At 45.1% G+C, this 15,877-nt stretch carries 14 protein-coding genes; 11 read left to right on the top strand and 3 right to left on the bottom strand.

All coding sequences use genetic code 11. The features are described 5' to 3' along the window. Window position 1: 1 nt before the first annotated feature. Genes ACKTT1_RS08905 through ACKTT1_RS08870 form a run of 8 tightly spaced genes read left to right on the top strand, consistent with a single transcriptional unit; the run spans window position 2 to window position 5,847 of the window. On the top strand, window positions 2-1,000 hold the full coding sequence (locus ACKTT1_RS08905; protein WP_412709309.1) for an RnfABCDGE type electron transport complex subunit D: 999 nt from the start codon (window positions 2-4) through the stop codon (window positions 998-1,000). After that, a complete protein-coding gene (locus tag ACKTT1_RS08900; RefSeq protein WP_412709308.1) occupies window positions 997-1,557 on the top strand; it encodes an RnfABCDGE type electron transport complex subunit G in 561 nt (186 codons plus the stop codon). The genes ACKTT1_RS08905 and ACKTT1_RS08900 overlap by 4 nt, the downstream gene beginning before the upstream one ends. Beyond that, complete coding sequence (rsxE, locus tag ACKTT1_RS08895) at window positions 1,554-2,159, top strand: electron transport complex subunit RsxE (RefSeq protein WP_412709307.1); 606 nt, start codon at window positions 1,554-1,556, stop codon at window positions 2,157-2,159. The genes ACKTT1_RS08900 and rsxE overlap by 4 nt, the downstream gene beginning before the upstream one ends. Next, the gene (locus ACKTT1_RS08890; RefSeq protein ID WP_369018722.1) at window positions 2,159-2,749 is read left to right on the top strand and encodes an electron transport complex protein RnfA; all 591 of its coding nucleotides are present in this window, start codon (window positions 2,159-2,161) and stop codon (window positions 2,747-2,749) included. The genes rsxE and ACKTT1_RS08890 overlap by 1 nt, the downstream gene beginning before the upstream one ends. Before the next feature lie 13 nt (window positions 2,750-2,762). Further along, window positions 2,763-3,620, top strand: a complete 858-nt coding sequence (locus ACKTT1_RS08885) for an RnfABCDGE type electron transport complex subunit B (RefSeq protein WP_412709306.1) — start codon at window positions 2,763-2,765, stop codon at window positions 3,618-3,620. 9 nt (window positions 3,621-3,629) lie between these two features. Then, window positions 3,630-5,129 carry an L-fuculokinase gene (locus ACKTT1_RS08880; protein ID WP_412709305.1) on the top strand — a complete coding sequence of 500 codons (1,500 nt, stop codon included), beginning with the start codon at window positions 3,630-3,632 and terminating at the stop codon, window positions 5,127-5,129. Further along, window positions 5,122-5,382 (top strand): TM1266 family iron-only hydrogenase system putative regulator, encoded by a 261-nt coding sequence (locus tag ACKTT1_RS08875; RefSeq protein ID WP_412709304.1) that lies wholly within the window; start codon window positions 5,122-5,124, stop codon window positions 5,380-5,382. The genes ACKTT1_RS08880 and ACKTT1_RS08875 overlap by 8 nt, the downstream gene beginning before the upstream one ends. A gap of 42 nt (window positions 5,383-5,424) precedes the next feature. After that, window positions 5,425-5,847 carry a hypothetical protein gene (locus tag ACKTT1_RS08870; protein ID WP_369018726.1) on the top strand — a complete coding sequence of 141 codons (423 nt, stop codon included), beginning with the start codon at window positions 5,425-5,427 and terminating at the stop codon, window positions 5,845-5,847. Window positions 5,848-5,871: 24 nt separating this feature from the next. Here the strand turns inward: ACKTT1_RS08870 and ACKTT1_RS08865 are convergent, their stop codons facing one another. Together ACKTT1_RS08865 and ACKTT1_RS08860 are read right to left on the bottom strand one after the other, a co-directional pair. After that, complete coding sequence (locus tag ACKTT1_RS08865; protein ID WP_412709303.1) at window positions 5,872-6,051, bottom strand: hypothetical protein; 180 nt, start codon at window positions 6,049-6,051, stop codon at window positions 5,872-5,874. A gap of 53 nt (window positions 6,052-6,104) precedes the next feature. Further along, entirely contained in the window at window positions 6,105-7,853 is a 1,749-nt protein-coding gene (locus tag ACKTT1_RS08860) for a family 10 glycosylhydrolase (RefSeq protein WP_412709302.1), read from the bottom strand. Window positions 7,854-8,174: 321 nt separating this feature from the next. Between ACKTT1_RS08860 and ACKTT1_RS08855 the strand changes: the two genes are divergently transcribed. Next, window positions 8,175-9,986 (top strand): L-fucose isomerase, encoded by a 1,812-nt coding sequence (locus ACKTT1_RS08855; RefSeq protein WP_412709301.1) that lies wholly within the window; start codon window positions 8,175-8,177, stop codon window positions 9,984-9,986. A 137-nt stretch (window positions 9,987-10,123) separates the two neighbouring features. On the opposite strand, the gene ACKTT1_RS08850 is transcribed toward ACKTT1_RS08855, so the two are convergent. Beyond that, the gene (locus ACKTT1_RS08850; protein ID WP_412710576.1) at window positions 10,124-12,547 is read right to left on the bottom strand and encodes an InlB B-repeat-containing protein; all 2,424 of its coding nucleotides are present in this window, start codon (window positions 12,545-12,547) and stop codon (window positions 10,124-10,126) included. Between the two features lie 231 nt (window positions 12,548-12,778). Between ACKTT1_RS08850 and ACKTT1_RS08845 the strand changes: the two genes are divergently transcribed. Further along, window positions 12,779-14,470, top strand: coding sequence for an HD-GYP domain-containing protein (locus ACKTT1_RS08845; RefSeq protein WP_369018730.1), 1,692 nt, complete (start codon window positions 12,779-12,781; stop codon window positions 14,468-14,470). Between the two features lie 96 nt (window positions 14,471-14,566). Further along, complete coding sequence (locus ACKTT1_RS08840) at window positions 14,567-15,847, top strand: lactate racemase domain-containing protein (RefSeq protein ID WP_369018731.1); 1,281 nt, start codon at window positions 14,567-14,569, stop codon at window positions 15,845-15,847. Window positions 15,848-15,877: the final 30 nt, after the last annotated feature.

Here is a 15,877-nt window from a genome sequence, read left to right as displayed (position 1 = left end):
ATTGAGTGAGGCTCTTAAGCTGGTTTTTACTCCATCTCCCCATATCAAGGACGCAACGACCGTTCCCTGGATTATGAAGCAAGTTTTTCTGGCGCTTCTCCCTGCAGCGGTATGGGGCATTTACTTTTTTGGCCCTGCTTATGCTTTCTGGCCTTTGCTTTTATCCATCTTAAGCTGCGTCGGGTTTGAAGCCCTGGACTGCTGGCTTTTCAAAAGGCCTCTCTCCATATTTGATGGGAGTGCTCTGGTTACCGGCATGCTTTTAGGGCTTTCTCTTCCCCCGGGTTGTCCCTTCTGGATTCCCATTGTGGGTGGGGGAGCGGCCATTTTGCTTGGGAAGCAGGTGTTTGGGGGATTGGGGCAGAATATTTTTAATCCTGCTCTAGTGGGCAGAGCAGTGCTACTTGTGTCCTGGCCCCAAGCCATGACTACCTGGGTTGCCAAGGTTCCTTTTGCCTTCCCCAACCTGGAACAGGGTGCGGCCAATCTGGTCTCGGGAGTCGATGTGGTTACTACCCCCACACCTCTTGGTATTTCCAAAATGTTTGGTTACAGCACCTTAAAGCAACTGGATCCACATATACTGTGGCGTTTGTTTGTGGGTCTGGTTCCAGGATCTATTGGGGAAATTTCTGCCTTGCTTTTGCTGGCTGGATTTTTTTACCTTCTGTGGAGGGGTATTGTAAGCTGGGATATCCCAGTTTTCTTTTTTGTCGGTTTGACATTGGTAGCCTTCCTGGGGGGTGAAAATCCCCTTTATCACCTTCTTGCTGGTGGTGCAGTTTTGGGTGCCTGTTTCAAAGCAACTGATTATGTAACCACGCCAATGACTCAGAACATGCGCTACATTTTCGGTTTTGGGGCAGGTGCGATTACTGCTCTGATACGCATCGCAGGAGGGTATCCCGAAGGTGTAACTTTTGGTATTCTGGCCATGAATGCTCTGGTTCCCCTTATGGACCGCCATCAACCCAGAAGATTTGGGGTGAAGCCGAGATGAAAGACATTTTGAAGGTGGCATCGGTACTGGCTCTGGTTTGTGTAATAGCTGCGGTATCTTTGGCAGCGGTGAACGAGGTTACTCAAAAAGAAATTTTGCGAAGGGCTCAAGAAGAACTCAAAGAAGCTTTAGGAGCAGTTTTTCCGAGTGCTGATACTTTTCAAAAAATCGAAGTGACCCTTCCTGAAGAACCAGAAAGCAAAGACTTCTCCATTTTAGAGCTTTATCAGGCTTTTTCTGGAGATAAAGAAGTAGGTTATGTTTTCAAAGTTGAAAGCAGCGGATATGGAGGCCCCATTCTTTTGCTTATAGGCGTTTCCACGGTGGATAATACGATTACTGGCATCCAGGTTCTGGAACACCAGGAAACCCCGGGTTTGGGTTCTAATGTTGCAGAGCCTGAGTTTCTTGGGCAATTTGTTGGAAAATCAATTAACGATCCTTTCCAGCTTAATCAGGATGTAAAAGCCATAACCGGGGCTACTATTTCTTCACGAGCCATGGTTCGAGCTTGCCTTGGAGTTATTGATTACTTGAAAGGAGGTAGCTCCCGTTGAGTAACAGAACAAGCCTTTTTTATGTTTTCAAAAATGGTATCGTTGGAGAAAATCCTATTCTGCGCTTGATGATCGGTCTGTGTTCAGTGCTTGCGGTTTCAGTTAAGGTAGAAAACTGTCTGGCTATGGGAGCAGCCGTGATTTTCGTTACCACCTGTTCCAGTATGGTAATTTCTTTGATTCGCCGTTTTGTGCCCAGTCAGGTTCGCATTCCCATTTTTATAGTGGTAATATCCACCTTTACCACTATAGTGGACCTGGTTATGAAAGCTTATCTCCCACCACTTTCCAAGGCGCTGGGTATCTTTATACCTTTGATTGTTGTGAACTGTATGATTATGGGGAGAGCAGAAGCTTTTGCTTCCCGAAACTCTCTTTTGCCTTCCATTGTGGATGCACTGGGTATGGGAGTAGGTTTTACCCTGATAATTACCGCCATTGGGGTGGCCAGAGAGCTTTTTGGTTACGGACAAATTCTCTCAGTTCCTGTCTTACCAGCGACTTATCAGGGTATGATGGTGATGATTTTGCCACCAGGAGCATTTCTGGTGATTGGTATCTATATTGCTCTTTTGAACCGCTTTGCAAGGGGGAATAAGTGATGGATGCAGGACTGCTTACGTTGCTTAAGATATTTTTGAGTGCTGCGTTTGTTGACAACATAATCCTGGCCCGCTATATAGGCCTCTGCCCCTATATCGGCATGTCTTCGAGTGTGGCGAACTCGCTGGGGATGGGTATGGCTGTTACTTTTGTAATGGTGCTTGCTTCTCTGGTTACCTGGGTGCTCTGGAATTTTATCCTGGTTCCCCTACATCTTGAGTATTTAAGGATTATGGTGTTCATTCTGGTTATTGCTACTTTGGTGCAGCTTGTGGAAATAATTCTCAAGAAGAACCTACCCAATCTTTATCGGGCTATGGGTATTTACCTCCCCCTTATTACCACTAACTGTGCTATTTTGGCGGTTACCTTTTTTGGGGTTGACTATGGTTACGGGCCTTTACAGGTGGCTATTTACAGTATTGGTGTGGCGTTGGGATTCACGGTAGCACTACTTTTGCTAGCTGGAATCCGGGAAAAATTGCAGTTTAGCAAAGTGCCTGGGTTTTGGAAAGGGTATCCCATAGTTTTTATTTCAACCTGTCTCCTGGCACTGGTTTTTGTGGGTTTTAAAGGTCTTATTAAGTGAGGAGGCTTTGAAAATGGGCATAGCCTTGCCTGGAATTGTGGTCGGTGTGTTAGGGCTTCTTTTTGGTTTGATGCTGGGGTGGTTTGCAAAAAAGTTTGCTGTGGAAGTTAATCCTCTGGCTCAGAGAATCGAGGAAATTCTACCTGGTGCTAACTGTGGAGCTTGTGGATATCCTGGTTGCAGTGGCCTTGCTGAAGCCATTGCTCTGGGTAATGCTCCCGTTAATGCCTGCCCAGTGGGAGGGGCAAGAGTGTGGCTGGAGATTTCCAAGCTAACAGGAGCAAGTGTTTCGGAAATTAAACCCCAGAGAGCGTTGCTTCTTTGTCAGGGAGGTAGGGGCACGGCTCAGGAGTTTGCTGAGTATCATGGTATCGAGGATTGCAGAGCAGTTGCAGTTCTGGGTCTTTCTCCCAAGGCTTGCCCTTTCGGATGTCTGGGTTATGGCACTTGTGAACGGGTGTGTCCCTTTGGAGCTATTGTGATTGATAAGGAAGAAAAGCTTCCAATTATCGACTGGCAAAAATGCACCGGGTGTGGTAAGTGTGTGCGCGAGTGCCCGCGCAATGTTCTGGGGCTGGTTTCCCAGGAAGACCAGGTAGTGGTTGCCTGCACTTCTTTGCAAGGAGCAAAAGAAGTGCGAGCGGTTTGTAAAAAAGGTTGTATTAAGTGTCAGCTCTGTGTAAGGACCTGTCCGGTAGGGGCAATAAGCTTTAAAGAGGGTAGGATAGTAATTGACCACGAAAAGTGCACTCTGTGCGGTGCGTGTGTGGAAAAATGTCCTACCAAGTGCATTGTTTTCGTTTCACGCAGCAAGTGTGTCGCTTTTTCGGATTTAAAGTCGATTGGTGAGCCTACAGGAGTTAAGGGGTAGTTTCGTTTTATGGACAAAAGCGGATATTTGCTGGGTATTGATGTTGGAACCACAAACACCAAAGTTGCTATTTATGACGCCGAGGGAAAGAGGTTGGCGTTCGGTTCTTTTCGAACACCACTTGTTGCAAGTCCTTATGGTGAAAATTATCGTCCAGAGGAAATTTTTAGGTCTCTTATTGGGACCATTAAGAGTTTCGATGCGACCTTGCGAAAGGAAATTGTTGCATTGAGTGTTTCGAGTTTTGCTGAAGTAATGGTTGGCATTGATGCCCGGGGGAAAGTGGTTGGAGATTGTATTCCCTGGTACGACACTCGGACTGAGGAACAATTTGAAAAGATGCGCAACCTGCTGGATCCACAGCATGTTTACCAGATTACAGGTCTTCTCCCCCAGAACAAGTATTCTTTTTACAAGTTGTTCTGGCACAAAGAAAAAGAGCCTGAACGTTTTGAAAAAACCGCTCTTTGGACTTCGATGTCGGGGTATATCCTGTACGCTTTTTCTGGTGAGTGTTCTTTTGATTATTCTTTGGCTTCGCGCACCATGTTTTTTGACCAGAGAAAACTCGCCTGGTGGGAAGAAGGGCTTTCTATGCTGGATTTGCCCGTATCCAAATTGGCTCCTCTTTGTCCTTCGGGCAAGGCTATAGGAGTAGTGAAGAATGATGTGGCAAGAGAACTGGGTTTTTCCGATAAGGTGGTGGTGGTTACTGGTGGTCATGACCATCTCTGTGCAGCGCTGGCCTGTGGAGTTTTTGAAGAGGGCAGGGCACTCATTTCTACTGGAACCACCGAATCCCTGACTATGATTCCTTCCACTATTCCTCGGGTAGAAGTTTCTGAATTCAGCAAACCTTTTTCCTGGGGTCAGCACGTGGTTTTTCCAAGGTTGTATGCCATGAACGGCATTTACAGCGGCGGTTACGCTGTTGACTGGTTGCTTAAAATAACTGGTAAAGATTATTCTTTATTTGAGGTTCTTCCTTTACCACCACGAGATAACATTCCTCTTTTTCTACCTTATCTTTTAGGTGCCCATTATCCCGGTGCTCGGGCGGCATTCCTGGGTTTAAGTGGAGACGCAGGCCTTGAAGAACTCTTTTGTGGGCTGGTGCTGGGAATTTGTTTTGAGTATCGCAAATTGTGGGAAGGCATGGAAACAGAACTAAAGATAAAAGCAGAGGAAGCAAGCAACGTGGGTGGGGGTACTCGTAACAGTTTCTGGATGCAACTGAAGGCTGATGTTTTAAACAGAGAAATTGCCGTTCCTGAGGATACAGAGGGAAGTCTGAAAGGGGCCGCTTTGCTTGCAGGTTTGGGAAGCGATTTTTATAAAAGTGTCGACGAGGCTTATCGGAAAACTTTTCGAGTAAAGCGGAAGTATTATCCTCGCCAGGAGTTTTTGGGTTGGTTTGACAGTTACTATAGTTTGTATGTTGAGCTGGAGCGAGATATGTTTTCCCTGAATCAGAAAATACTTCGTAAGGGTGAGTTTCGAAATGGATGAGCGAGTGGGCGTGGTTGGTATTGTAATCACCGACAGAAAACGACAGGCTGGCACTGTTAACCGAATTTTGAGTGAGTTTGGAGATATTGTGGTGGGTAGAATGGGGATTCCCTATCGGGAGCACAACATCTCGGTCATTGCTTTAATTGTTAATGGGAATACTGACCAGATTGGAGCTTTGACTGGGAAACTGGGGAACATTCCTGGGGTAAAAGTCAAATCGGCCCTGGTGCCTTTTGTGATTAATGATTGAGGTGATGCCTGAATGCCTGTCTGTCATAAGAGTCCCACTGTGTTGTTTGACAGATTGTATCTTTGCGGTTTGAGTGGTTGGGAAAGACTGGTTGAGGAAGGTGTGGAAGTCTTGGTTCCTCTGGATCACCTGCCAGGGGGTGTTTGGGAGCTGGGTTTCCGAGGAGAAATCATATATATTCCCATTCTCGATGGGTACATTCTTCCCGAAGATGTTCTGGAACGCTATGTTAGTATGCTAATTGAAAAACTTGAAGAGGGTAAAAAAGTAGGCATTTTTTGTATTGGTGGACATGGGCGCACGGGTTACCTTGCTGGAGCGCTACTTTATGCCTGGCGCGATATAAAAGATCCCATTGGTTACCTTCGCAAAAACTACTGTCAGTATGCTGTGGAAACCAACATCCAAGTTGAAGCTCTTGTGCGCTATACGGGGGAAGCTGGGTTAAGCAAATACCTGAGGTGAGTAAAGGTTTGTGTGATTATAACGCTACGCCTTTTTTCTTGAGATAATGGAAGTTGTGATGAGGCCGGCACCAATTCCTCCAAGAAGAGAACCGACGAAAGCATGGCTATTTCCTCCGAGAAAGAAAAAGCCAATGCCTAATCCAAGCAAGGTACCTCCTCCGATTGCCCAGGTGCTTTTATCTTCTGTTTTTTTGTTTTCCACGCTTTTAGTCTCTTTTTCTGATATTGCATCATGTTTCTGTGCTAATGTCAAATTTATTTTCCAAAAATTATGTTGCCAAGCAATGTTGGTGCAGCATATAAACCAGGTACAGGCGAGAAAACACTGAATTCGTCTTTTTCCGGTTCGTTGCGGCAGAAGTTGGCTCCCCAAATTTCTCCTTTTTCCGGCCTTTTGCCGAGCTCCTGGAAAGGAAGAGCTATCTCGATATAGAGGGTATCGTTGGAATCTTTGTGGACGGCCACTTTCCAGTTGCCATTGAATCGACTTCCAGTAAGTGAAAAAGAATCATAGACAGTACCGTTATAGTTTATTGCAATCTGGTACCAGATGCCAGAATTGGCAAAGGGGTCAATAAAAATCTCTACCGAAGGCTCATAAAATACCGGGCTATCATGTTCCCTGAAACGAGGCTGGGTGGGAGTAAGCAGCCCGAGCTTGAAGGCACAGTAAAGATTTTCTTCGTCGTAGAGCAAGGTGAAAGAGGTTGAATATCGGGAGGGTTCTCCAGTTATAGTGATAAAGTTGTTTTGCCAGTCGGCTCTTTTCCAGCTGGTTTCGCTCAATATACCATCGACGGTGACGGCTTCCTGAGTGAAGAATACGTGTGCCGAGCGATGGTTAACCTGGTAGAAGGAGAGAGACAGAAAGGCTTTCATTGGAGAACAATTGCCGGAGAGAAATTCCTGGGTAAGCGCATGCAAAGTTTCTTTGGAGAGGTAAGGATAAGCAAAAATTACTATTCCTGTAAGAGGGTAATATAGAGCTCGTTTGATCTCTTCAAGAATAGTTTCTGTTTTCTGGTTGAAAGCCCATACACCTGCCGCAAAAGGTGTTCCCTCAAGAAAGGTTCCTACCCAGTGGACCATGCCCTCAAATTCCCCGGGCCTTGAAGTGTAGGTCATGGCAACCAGAAAATCAAAGAGTTTTTCTTTGCCCCAGGTAGGCCAATCCTGTAAAGCTCCGGGGTACAACCCCAGGGGGAAGCCAAGGGGTTTTATGGCACAGGAAAGAAGCAATGTGGGAAAACGATTCTTTAAGTTGCTGGTTAGGTAGCGTACAAATTCCGTGAGCTGTTCGGTGCGGAATTGAATCCACTGCTTGTATGCTGTTGGGTTTTCCAGAGGGGAAAGCGTTATGGGGTCAAGGCCGTAACTTGCAAAAAAATTCTGGCGGTGCGCTTGGGCATAGCAGGTGTCTGCAAGGGTGAATTCGGGAAAGCGGCAATAGTCGAAATGAATACCATCAACGGGATATTTTTCAGCCATTTCTGAAAAAAGATTGAGATAGAAATCCCATATTTCCTTCTCCATGGGACAAAGCCAGAAAAAGAAGTGGTTACCACTTTGATAACCTGGTTTCCCCTCTTTACTTACCACTGCCCAGTGGGGATAAAGATTGAGTATTTCTCCGGCTTCATCCAGACTTATATAAAAGATGTGTACCCAGGCATGAACCTGCATGGAGCGCTTATGGGCTTCGCTCAAAAAGACTTCTAAAGGGTCGTATCCAGCCTCTGCAAAAAGCTTTTGCTGTTTGGGTAGTCCCAGAGAAGCCAGGAGGGAAGAAGGGTATATGGTTTCTCCATGGTAAAAAGATTCCAGGAAAATGGTGTTGAAGCCGACATGGTGCAATTGGTCAACCATATTTGCAATTTCTTCCGGTGTACGTGGAATGCTTTTTGTGTCTACCCAGACTCCGCGTAGGTTTTGTGCTGAAGCAAAGGTACCCAGAGACAGGACAATTCCACAGACTAAAAAAAGTATCAAAACTCTTTTTAGCATGCGTTTATTATGGCAGGGCACGCACCTTTTGACAATAGTATTTTGGTTGCTAACTGGTGCAGGTTCAGGAAAGCAACTGGTTTTTCCATCAGGTGATTCTGGGATTTTGCAATCGATATCAAAAATTTTTGGGGAGCAGACGGGTTGACGGTCTGAGAACAGTCACTTACAATAGGCCTTGATAGGGTGTTTGGGAGAGGGAGAGGTAAAATTTTTTTGAGGGCTCATTTTGGTTTTGGGTGGTAGCGAGGAGATAAAATTAAATCAATTTCGTTACTTTGCAGTGTTGCACATTGTACCTTAAGGTAAGGAGGAATTTCCATGTTAAACTCGATTAAAGTCTTTCAGGGAGAAAAAAGGTTTGTGGAGGATTTCCCCAAAATAGGCATTCGTCCGGTTGTTGACGGGCGTTACGGTGGAGTCAGAGAATCGCTGGAAGGACAAACCATGCGGCTTGCCCGGCTGGTGGCAGAGTTTTTGGAACAACACCTCTTTCTGCCTAATGGGGAGCGGGTGAAGTGTATTCTACCGGATCGTTGCATTGGTGGTGTTGCTGAAGCAAGAATGGTGGATGAGTTTTTCCACAGAGAAGGGGTTGGGGTTTCGATAACGGTCACTCCCTGCTGGTGTTATGGTTCAGAAACTATGGATATGTCAAGGGAGCTACCCAAAGCAGTGTGGGGTTTTAACGGGACTGAACGCCCCGGTGCGGTGTATCTTGCCGCAGTTTCTGCAGCTCACAATCAAAAAGGGTTACCTATTTTTAAGATTTATGGTCAAGACGTGCAGGACAAGGATGACAATTTTGTTCCTGAAGATGTGCAGGAAAAGCTTCTTAAGTTTGCTCGGGGAGCACTCGCTGTATCCATAATGAAAAACAAGTCCTATCTTGCCATAGGAAGTGTTTCTATGGGTATTGCTGGTTCCATAGTGGATGCAGACTTTTTTGAGGACTACCTCGGTATGCGAGTTGAGTATGTGGACATGACCGAAGTTTTACGGCGAATTGAGGAGAAGATTTATGATGAGGAGGAGCTGGAGCGAGCCCTTGTCTGGGTAAGGAAGTATTGTAAAGAAGGCATGGATCCCAATCCTCCTGAAAAAAGGGTGAGTGCCGAGACAAAGGAGAAAGTATGGCGTTTTGTGGTTTCCATGGCAATCATAGTCAGGGATTTAATGGTGGGAAATCCCAGGCTTAAGGAAAAGGGATTTCCCGAAGAAAGTCTGGGTCACAATGCCATTATTGCCGGTTTTCAGGGTCAGCGGCACTGGACGGACCATTTCCCCAATGGAGATTTTATGGAAGCCATTTTGAATTCTTCTTTTGATTGGAATGGTCTGCGAGAACCTTATATTGTGGCCACCGAAAATGATTGTCTAAACGCGGTTAGCATGCTTTTTGGGCATCTCCTTACTAACACTGCCCAGATTTTCGCAGATGTCCGTACTTACTGGAGTCCACGGGCCATTGAGCGGGTGACTGGCTGGAAACCAGAAGGTCTGGCAAGTGAGGGCGTTATTCATCTCATCAACTCTGGAGCAGCGGCTCTTGATGGGACTGGAGAACAGGAGATTGACGGAAAGCCCGCTATTAAACCCTTCTGGAAAATTACTCCGGAAGAAGTCGAAAAGTGTCTTGAAGCAACCCGTTTTTGCTATGCCAATCTGGGTTATTTCAAAGGAGGGGGATTCTCCAGCCAGTTTACCACCAGGGGTGGTATGCCAGTAACCATTTCCCGCATTAATCTGGTTAAAGGTTTGGGGCCGGTGCTCCAGATAACCGAAGGTTATACTGTGGAGCTACCTCCTCAGGTTCACAAGATTCTTAACGAAAGAACTGACCCCACCTGGCCCACCACCTGGTTTGTACCTAAGCTTACCGGAAAGGGTGCCTTTCGAAGTGTCTACTCGGTAATGGAAAACTGGGGAGCTAACCACTGCTCAATCTGTTATGGACATGTGGGAGACCTTTTCCTGGTCCTCGCTTCGCTTCTGCGCATTCCGGTGAATATGCATAATGTAGAGGAAGAGCGTATTTTCCGGCCCAGCGTGTGGAGTGCTTTTGGTACTGAAGATTTAGAAGGGGCCGATTTCAGGGCCTGTAAGACACTGGGACCACTTTATAAAAAATAGTTTAGCTTTTGCTGGTAAAAGGGGAACCTCGTCAGGGTTCCCCTTTTGATTCTCTTTTGCCGTTTTTAGCACCACTTTTGCTGCTTTGGGGTTATAGCCTTTCCAAGGTAGACAGAGCTTGCGAAGTTATTCTAAGCTCATTCACATAAACCAGAAGCAGTGCTAACGTTGGGACACTTGGGCGCTGTGTTTTTGTAGATAATGTTATCGCGGTAAGAAATATTGCCGCTAAGGTAAATTCCTCCCCCTGCACTCCCTGCCTGATTATATTGAATGGTGTTTTGGTAAATGTCACCCCCGCTACAGGTGGATGCGTAAATTCCTCCTCCATAGTTCGTCGCCTGATTATTTTCTATGACATTAGCTGTAATGGTGCAGTTGTTCGCTTCACTACTTACATAAATGCCGCCGCCATTATCTGCCTGGTTATTCAAGATACGGTTATTCTTAATTGTACAGTTTTCGCCAGCTACATACACGGCACTTGAAGAAAAATCTTGGATGGTGAAGCCCTCAATGGTAGCTCCACTTTGGAGGGTTATCCCGGGTGAGGCTTTGCCACCGTCTATAATAGTTGCGTCTTGTTCACCGGTACCTTTGAGGGTTACTCCCTCGGGCACTGTTATCCCATTTTCATGGTAGGTGTCTGGACTCACTTCTAAAATATCTTCAGCCTGGGCACTGGATGTGGCTTCACCTATTTTACTGTGGTAGACTCCCTGAGTAACGTTTTTTACGGGAGGGATGGTGAAGTTAGCAGTCACTTCAGCGTCGCCGGTCACTTCATGGGAAATAGAGGAGTTGTTGCTTCCTGTGCTCCAGCTTTGGAAATTGCCGGCAAGGTCTTGAGCTTCAATGTTGATGATTTTCCCTTCGGGATAGTATTGGATGGTTTGGGTTTCGGTTTCCCCATTTAAAACCTTTGCACCATCGACAAAGATGCTTCCGACATTTGTTCCGTCGTTGGGGTTGATTCCAAAGATTATTTTACAAATATTTCCAAAGACTGCCTGGATGTTTGTATTCCCGGAAGCAGTGAAAGTTGTGCAGGGATCAGTCGAATACTCAGTACCATTGATTACCCATTTCAAAAAACCATGACTGGTTTCTGGTGTTGCTTCGATTTCGAACGTTGTTCCAATAGGAAAAAGCATGGTCTGGTCGGTAACTGTGTTGCCGTAAATGCTGATTTTCCCCAAACCTTTTACGGTGAAATTAACGCTGCACGCTTCAAAATAAACCTGGGAGCCAATGCTTCCTCCAGCGTGATTATTCGCAGAGAAAATATTAAAAGCTGTATAATTGGGTTCAGGCCAGCCGCTGGGAGGAACATAAAAAGCTTTATCCCACAGGACACTATCGCTTTTGATTGTACTGTCTTTATCTACGTATATACCACCGCCTAATTCTGATTGATTATTCTGGATGATATTTTTGAAGCCAACGTTGCTGTCTCCGATAGTTGGAGAAGCTTTGATAATGCAAATACCACCACCAGAAATGGTAGAAGTATTTGTTTCTATGGTATTGCCCAGAAGAGAAGGTGAGCCATTTTCAATGTATACTCCACCACCGTAGTCAGCGTTATTTTGCATAATCAGATTCTTCTCAAGAGTAGGGGAAGAATCTTTAATAAAAATACCGCCACCACACGATAAACCGGGATTCGGGGAAGGAGTGTTACCTGAGCCATTTCGGATGGTGAAACCCCAAAGCACCGCTTCACTGCTTTCGCCGCTTTGGAAAGTTACTACACTTCCCTTGTTTCCTCCATCGATGATGGTCTCAGCCACCACCTGGGGATCGTCGGGATTTGTACTTTGCAGGACAATATTTTTACCCTTAAAATTGATATTTTCTCTGTAGATTCCCGTTGAAGCTATGATAGTATCGCCACTTTGGGCTTCGTCGATTGCATCCTGGAGTTTGAAATAATATTTGTTCTGAGTAACATTCCGTATAGGAGTAAGAAAAGAGGAAGCTTCAACCGTAGTTTGCGGATTCGGGAAAAGGGCCTTTGCCAATTCTCTCACAAGCTGCAGCACTCTTCCATCGTTTACGGGGTTTCCGCCATCTACGACAATTTCCCAAATTCTTTCTAATAACTCGTCGAACCGGGCTATTTTTTTAATGGATTCGGCGTTAACGCTTTGAAAATCGTAACCTTCTCTGGCGGTTTCCAGGAGCACCAAAGTAATCGCCGTGGAGCTAATACCGGTCAGATCAAGATTGTAGATTGTGTTTTCCCGAATGGGGGGAGAAAAGTCAAGAAGCTCAAGGTTGTTCTTTGTAGCCCGGATCAGGTAGGGTCCACCAGGGGGGACGTAGAGAACATAATGCCCTTCCCGGTCGCTTTCTGTTTTTGCAATAACCCTTTCACTTTCAGGCTCCAGCGCTTGTACTATGGCACCGGAAATCGGGTATCCTTTAGTAATTTCTCTCTTGATGTCTTCAACGAATACTTTTCCCCGAAGGATGGGAACTTGAGGCGAAGTAGTAAACGAACAGCTTGAAAGAAAATTTAAAAGGACCAGGAAAAGAAAAAGCAGCGTCCAGTGCACTTTGTGCAAACAGGCTCAGCCCCTTTCTGAAAGATAAATTTTTTCAATTATAAAAGATGCTTAAAGGGGGTGTAAAGGTTAATCAGTGCGTTGTTCCCGGTTTTTGAGGTTGAAGGAACCAGTTTTTGTCCTTAACCTAGACGGCACTTTTGTGTTTATTTTCTGTGACTTTTGTCTGTGCTATAATTTACCTTGCCTGGTTTTGATTTTTTCTGACAAAGGGGAGACATTTTGGAGAGCTATTTCTGGGATAGTTTTCTGGAGAGAGTATATCAAGAAGTCGATGATTCAAGCATTAGATCGATAAGTCTTTTGTGTCGTTTGCTTGATGGCCGTTTGGAAGTTGTTTCCACTTTTTTGCAAGATAAAGGCATTGATCCTCTCTTTAGAGGCGTTAGAATCAGTCCTCCTCTTAGTAAAGAAAAAGTTAATCCTGAAAACGCGGTTCTTGTTTTGCCTATTGCTCCAGAACTGGCACACCTCACTTATTTCGCTGGCGTTTCCGAGGCTGGCAATAGGTTTTTGCTGATTGTCCTTTCCTTTGGTCCTATGGTAGTAGCCGCCGTTGCAGAAAAGGATATTTCTACAAAGTTGACCGAAGTACTTCAGAAGATAGCTTCTTCTAACGAAATGCTGAGGAAAGAACGTTTTAGGCTATATGAACAGTTGAACCACCGGTTAGTGCTTGATTCCTTTCTTTTTAGTCTGGTTACTTTGCTTCAGGCTGTTGAGCCCTACACCTACTACCACTCTCTGCGGGTAGCTGCTTTTGCTCAAAGTGTAGCTTTAGGAATGAACCTTTCGCTGGAGATTCAAGAAACCTTAAGAGTAGCCGGGCTCGTTCATGATTTGGGCAAGCTCTTCGTTCCTCGGGAAATTCTTCTGAAACCCGGAAGACTTACTAGGGAGGAACTTGAGGAAGTCAAACGGCATGTTTCCTATCTGGATAGAATTTTTTTGGGAAATACTTTTATGGAAGATTACCTCCACATAGCTCGTTTGCATCATGAGCGCCTCGACGGAAGTGGCTATCTTGGACTGAAAGAAGAAGAGATACCCTTTGAAGCGAGAATTCTTGCTGTGTGTGATGTTTTCGATGCTCTTTTGCATCATCGCCCTTACCGGAGGGCTTATTCTTTTGAAGAAGCGGTAAAAGAAATAAACGCTATGGGTAAAGCAGGGAAACTCGATGCTAAGGTGATTGAAAAAGCTTTGTTGAGTGTTCCTGAGTACTACTTGAGAAAAAGAAAAGAAGAAGGGTTGCCCCTTTTTCCAGGTATAGAAGTTTCGGTACGTCGTATCAGGGGTGGTGAAAGCTTTGAGAAAGAGATTTACCCTGGAAGAGTTGTGGAAGTGGAGCGAGACAAAATAATTCTTGCTTTTGATTCTCCACCCTCTCTTTCATCTGAAGAAAGCGTGCTTATTTCCTGGGACCTTTTTTACTCAGCTTTTGAGCTTACTGCTCGCCTTATTTTGGTAGAGGGTCGTCATTTTACTTTTTTGGTTAAAAGAACCGAAGAGCGACGTAGGGCTTTCGCTTTGCCCTGGAATTTGCAGATTCATTTCATGAAGTTTGAGCCGGGGCAGTCGGGAGAGCTTGTTCGCTTGCTTATGCAGAATTTGAAAAATCTTCATCAAGGAGAAACAGAAATTATTGGTGGGGATCGCATGACCTTTTTGACTGATAGCTCTTCTTTACAGGTGGGAGATAATCTGGTTGTACTTTTTGAGGCCTATGGAGAACGATTTATTGTTCCTGCCAGGGTCGTTAAGGTGGAAAATCTTGGTTTTGTGCAGAGGGTGCATCTTGAGGACTTTGCTCTTCCTCAGCGCGAAGTAGATCGTATTTACGGTATCCTTTTCCGCAGGGAAGCGGAAATTCGATTTAGAGTAAGTAAGACATCCTTGGTTAATACGAGTTGAGATTGTCTTGCGAAATTTTTAAAGCTGGCAATTCTTCTGTGAAAGAAATCAAATTGTTTACTGCTTGGGCGCTGTAGAACCGAGGAGGGATAAGATTTGGACGTCTCAAGAGTTGTGATTCCAGGCATTGAGAACATTAAGTTGCCTTGTGTGGCTAAGATACGGCAAAAAATTCCCAGGGGTGATATTAGCAGCGTTTCACAGGTTGTGAGGGAAGAAATTCGAAAACTTAGAGTCAAGGACAAAATCAGCAAAGGCAAAAAAATCGCGATTACTGCTGGGAGCAGGGGCATTGACAGGATTGCAGAAGTTATAAAAGCAATAGTTGACGAAGTTAAGCACCTGGGAGGAGAGCCTTTTATTGTTCCTGCCATGGGAAGCCACGGTGGTGGAGAAGCCCAGACCCAGAAAGAGATACTTGCAGGATATGGGATAACCGAGCAGAGCGTCGGTGCACCGGTAATTTCGTCTATGGAAGTGGTGAAGCTTGGAGAAACGGAGGAAGGTATTCCTGTTTATATCGATAAAAACGCTTTCTCCGCCGACGGCATTATTGTCGTCAACAGAGTTAAGGTTCACACTGACTTTGCTGGAGAAGTCGAGAGCGGTTTGATGAAAATGATGGTCATCGGATTGGGGAAACATGAAGGAGCTTCGGCAATCCATGAGCTTGGTTTTGAGAGGTTTAGAGAAGTTATTCCTAAAGTGGGGGCGGAAATACTGCGCAAAGCCCCTATCCTTTTTGGTATTGCTCTGGTTGAAAACGCTTACCACAGGCTATGCAAAATTCAGGCTGTTGAGCCTGAGGATTTTTATAAGGCAGAAAAGGAACTGCTGAAAGAATATAAGCGTAAAATGCCCCAAATACCCTTTACGAGTGTTGATATTCTGGTGGTGGATGAAATTGGCAAAGATATAAGTGGCAGCGGGATGGATACCAACGTCATTGGTCGTGCAAAAGGCATTGACAGGGATATCAAAATAATAATTGCACTGGACCTTACCGAAAAGACCCATGGCAACGCCTGTGGCATTGGTTTTGCCGATCTTACCACCAGAAAGCTATTTGATAAAATCGATTTCAATGCTACCTACACCAATATTCTGACTTCGGGTACTCTGAAAGGAGGATTTTTGCCCATAGTTTTGGAAAACGATGAGCAGGCAATTAAAGCTGCTATGAAATTGGTTAAAAAGAATGAGAAGGAGGTAAGGCTGGTTAGAATTAAAAATACGCTGGAGATAATTGAGATGGAGGTATCGGAGAAGCTCTTTTATGAAGCTTCTTGTAATCCAGATATAGAAATTGTCGGTGAGTTAAGAGCAATGAAGACAGACGGGAAAGGGAATTTACTCGACTATCCTTACCAGGCTTGAGGTTAAAAAAGAGTGAGTATTTTGCTAAAT

The organism is Atrimonas thermophila (genome assembly GCF_045864955.1).
Classification (GTDB): domain Bacteria; phylum Atribacterota; class Atribacteria; order Atribacterales; family Thermatribacteraceae; genus Thermatribacter; species Thermatribacter velox.
The sequence above is the reverse complement of the archived record's forward strand: the minus strand, read 5'-3'. Positions and strand labels throughout refer to the sequence as shown.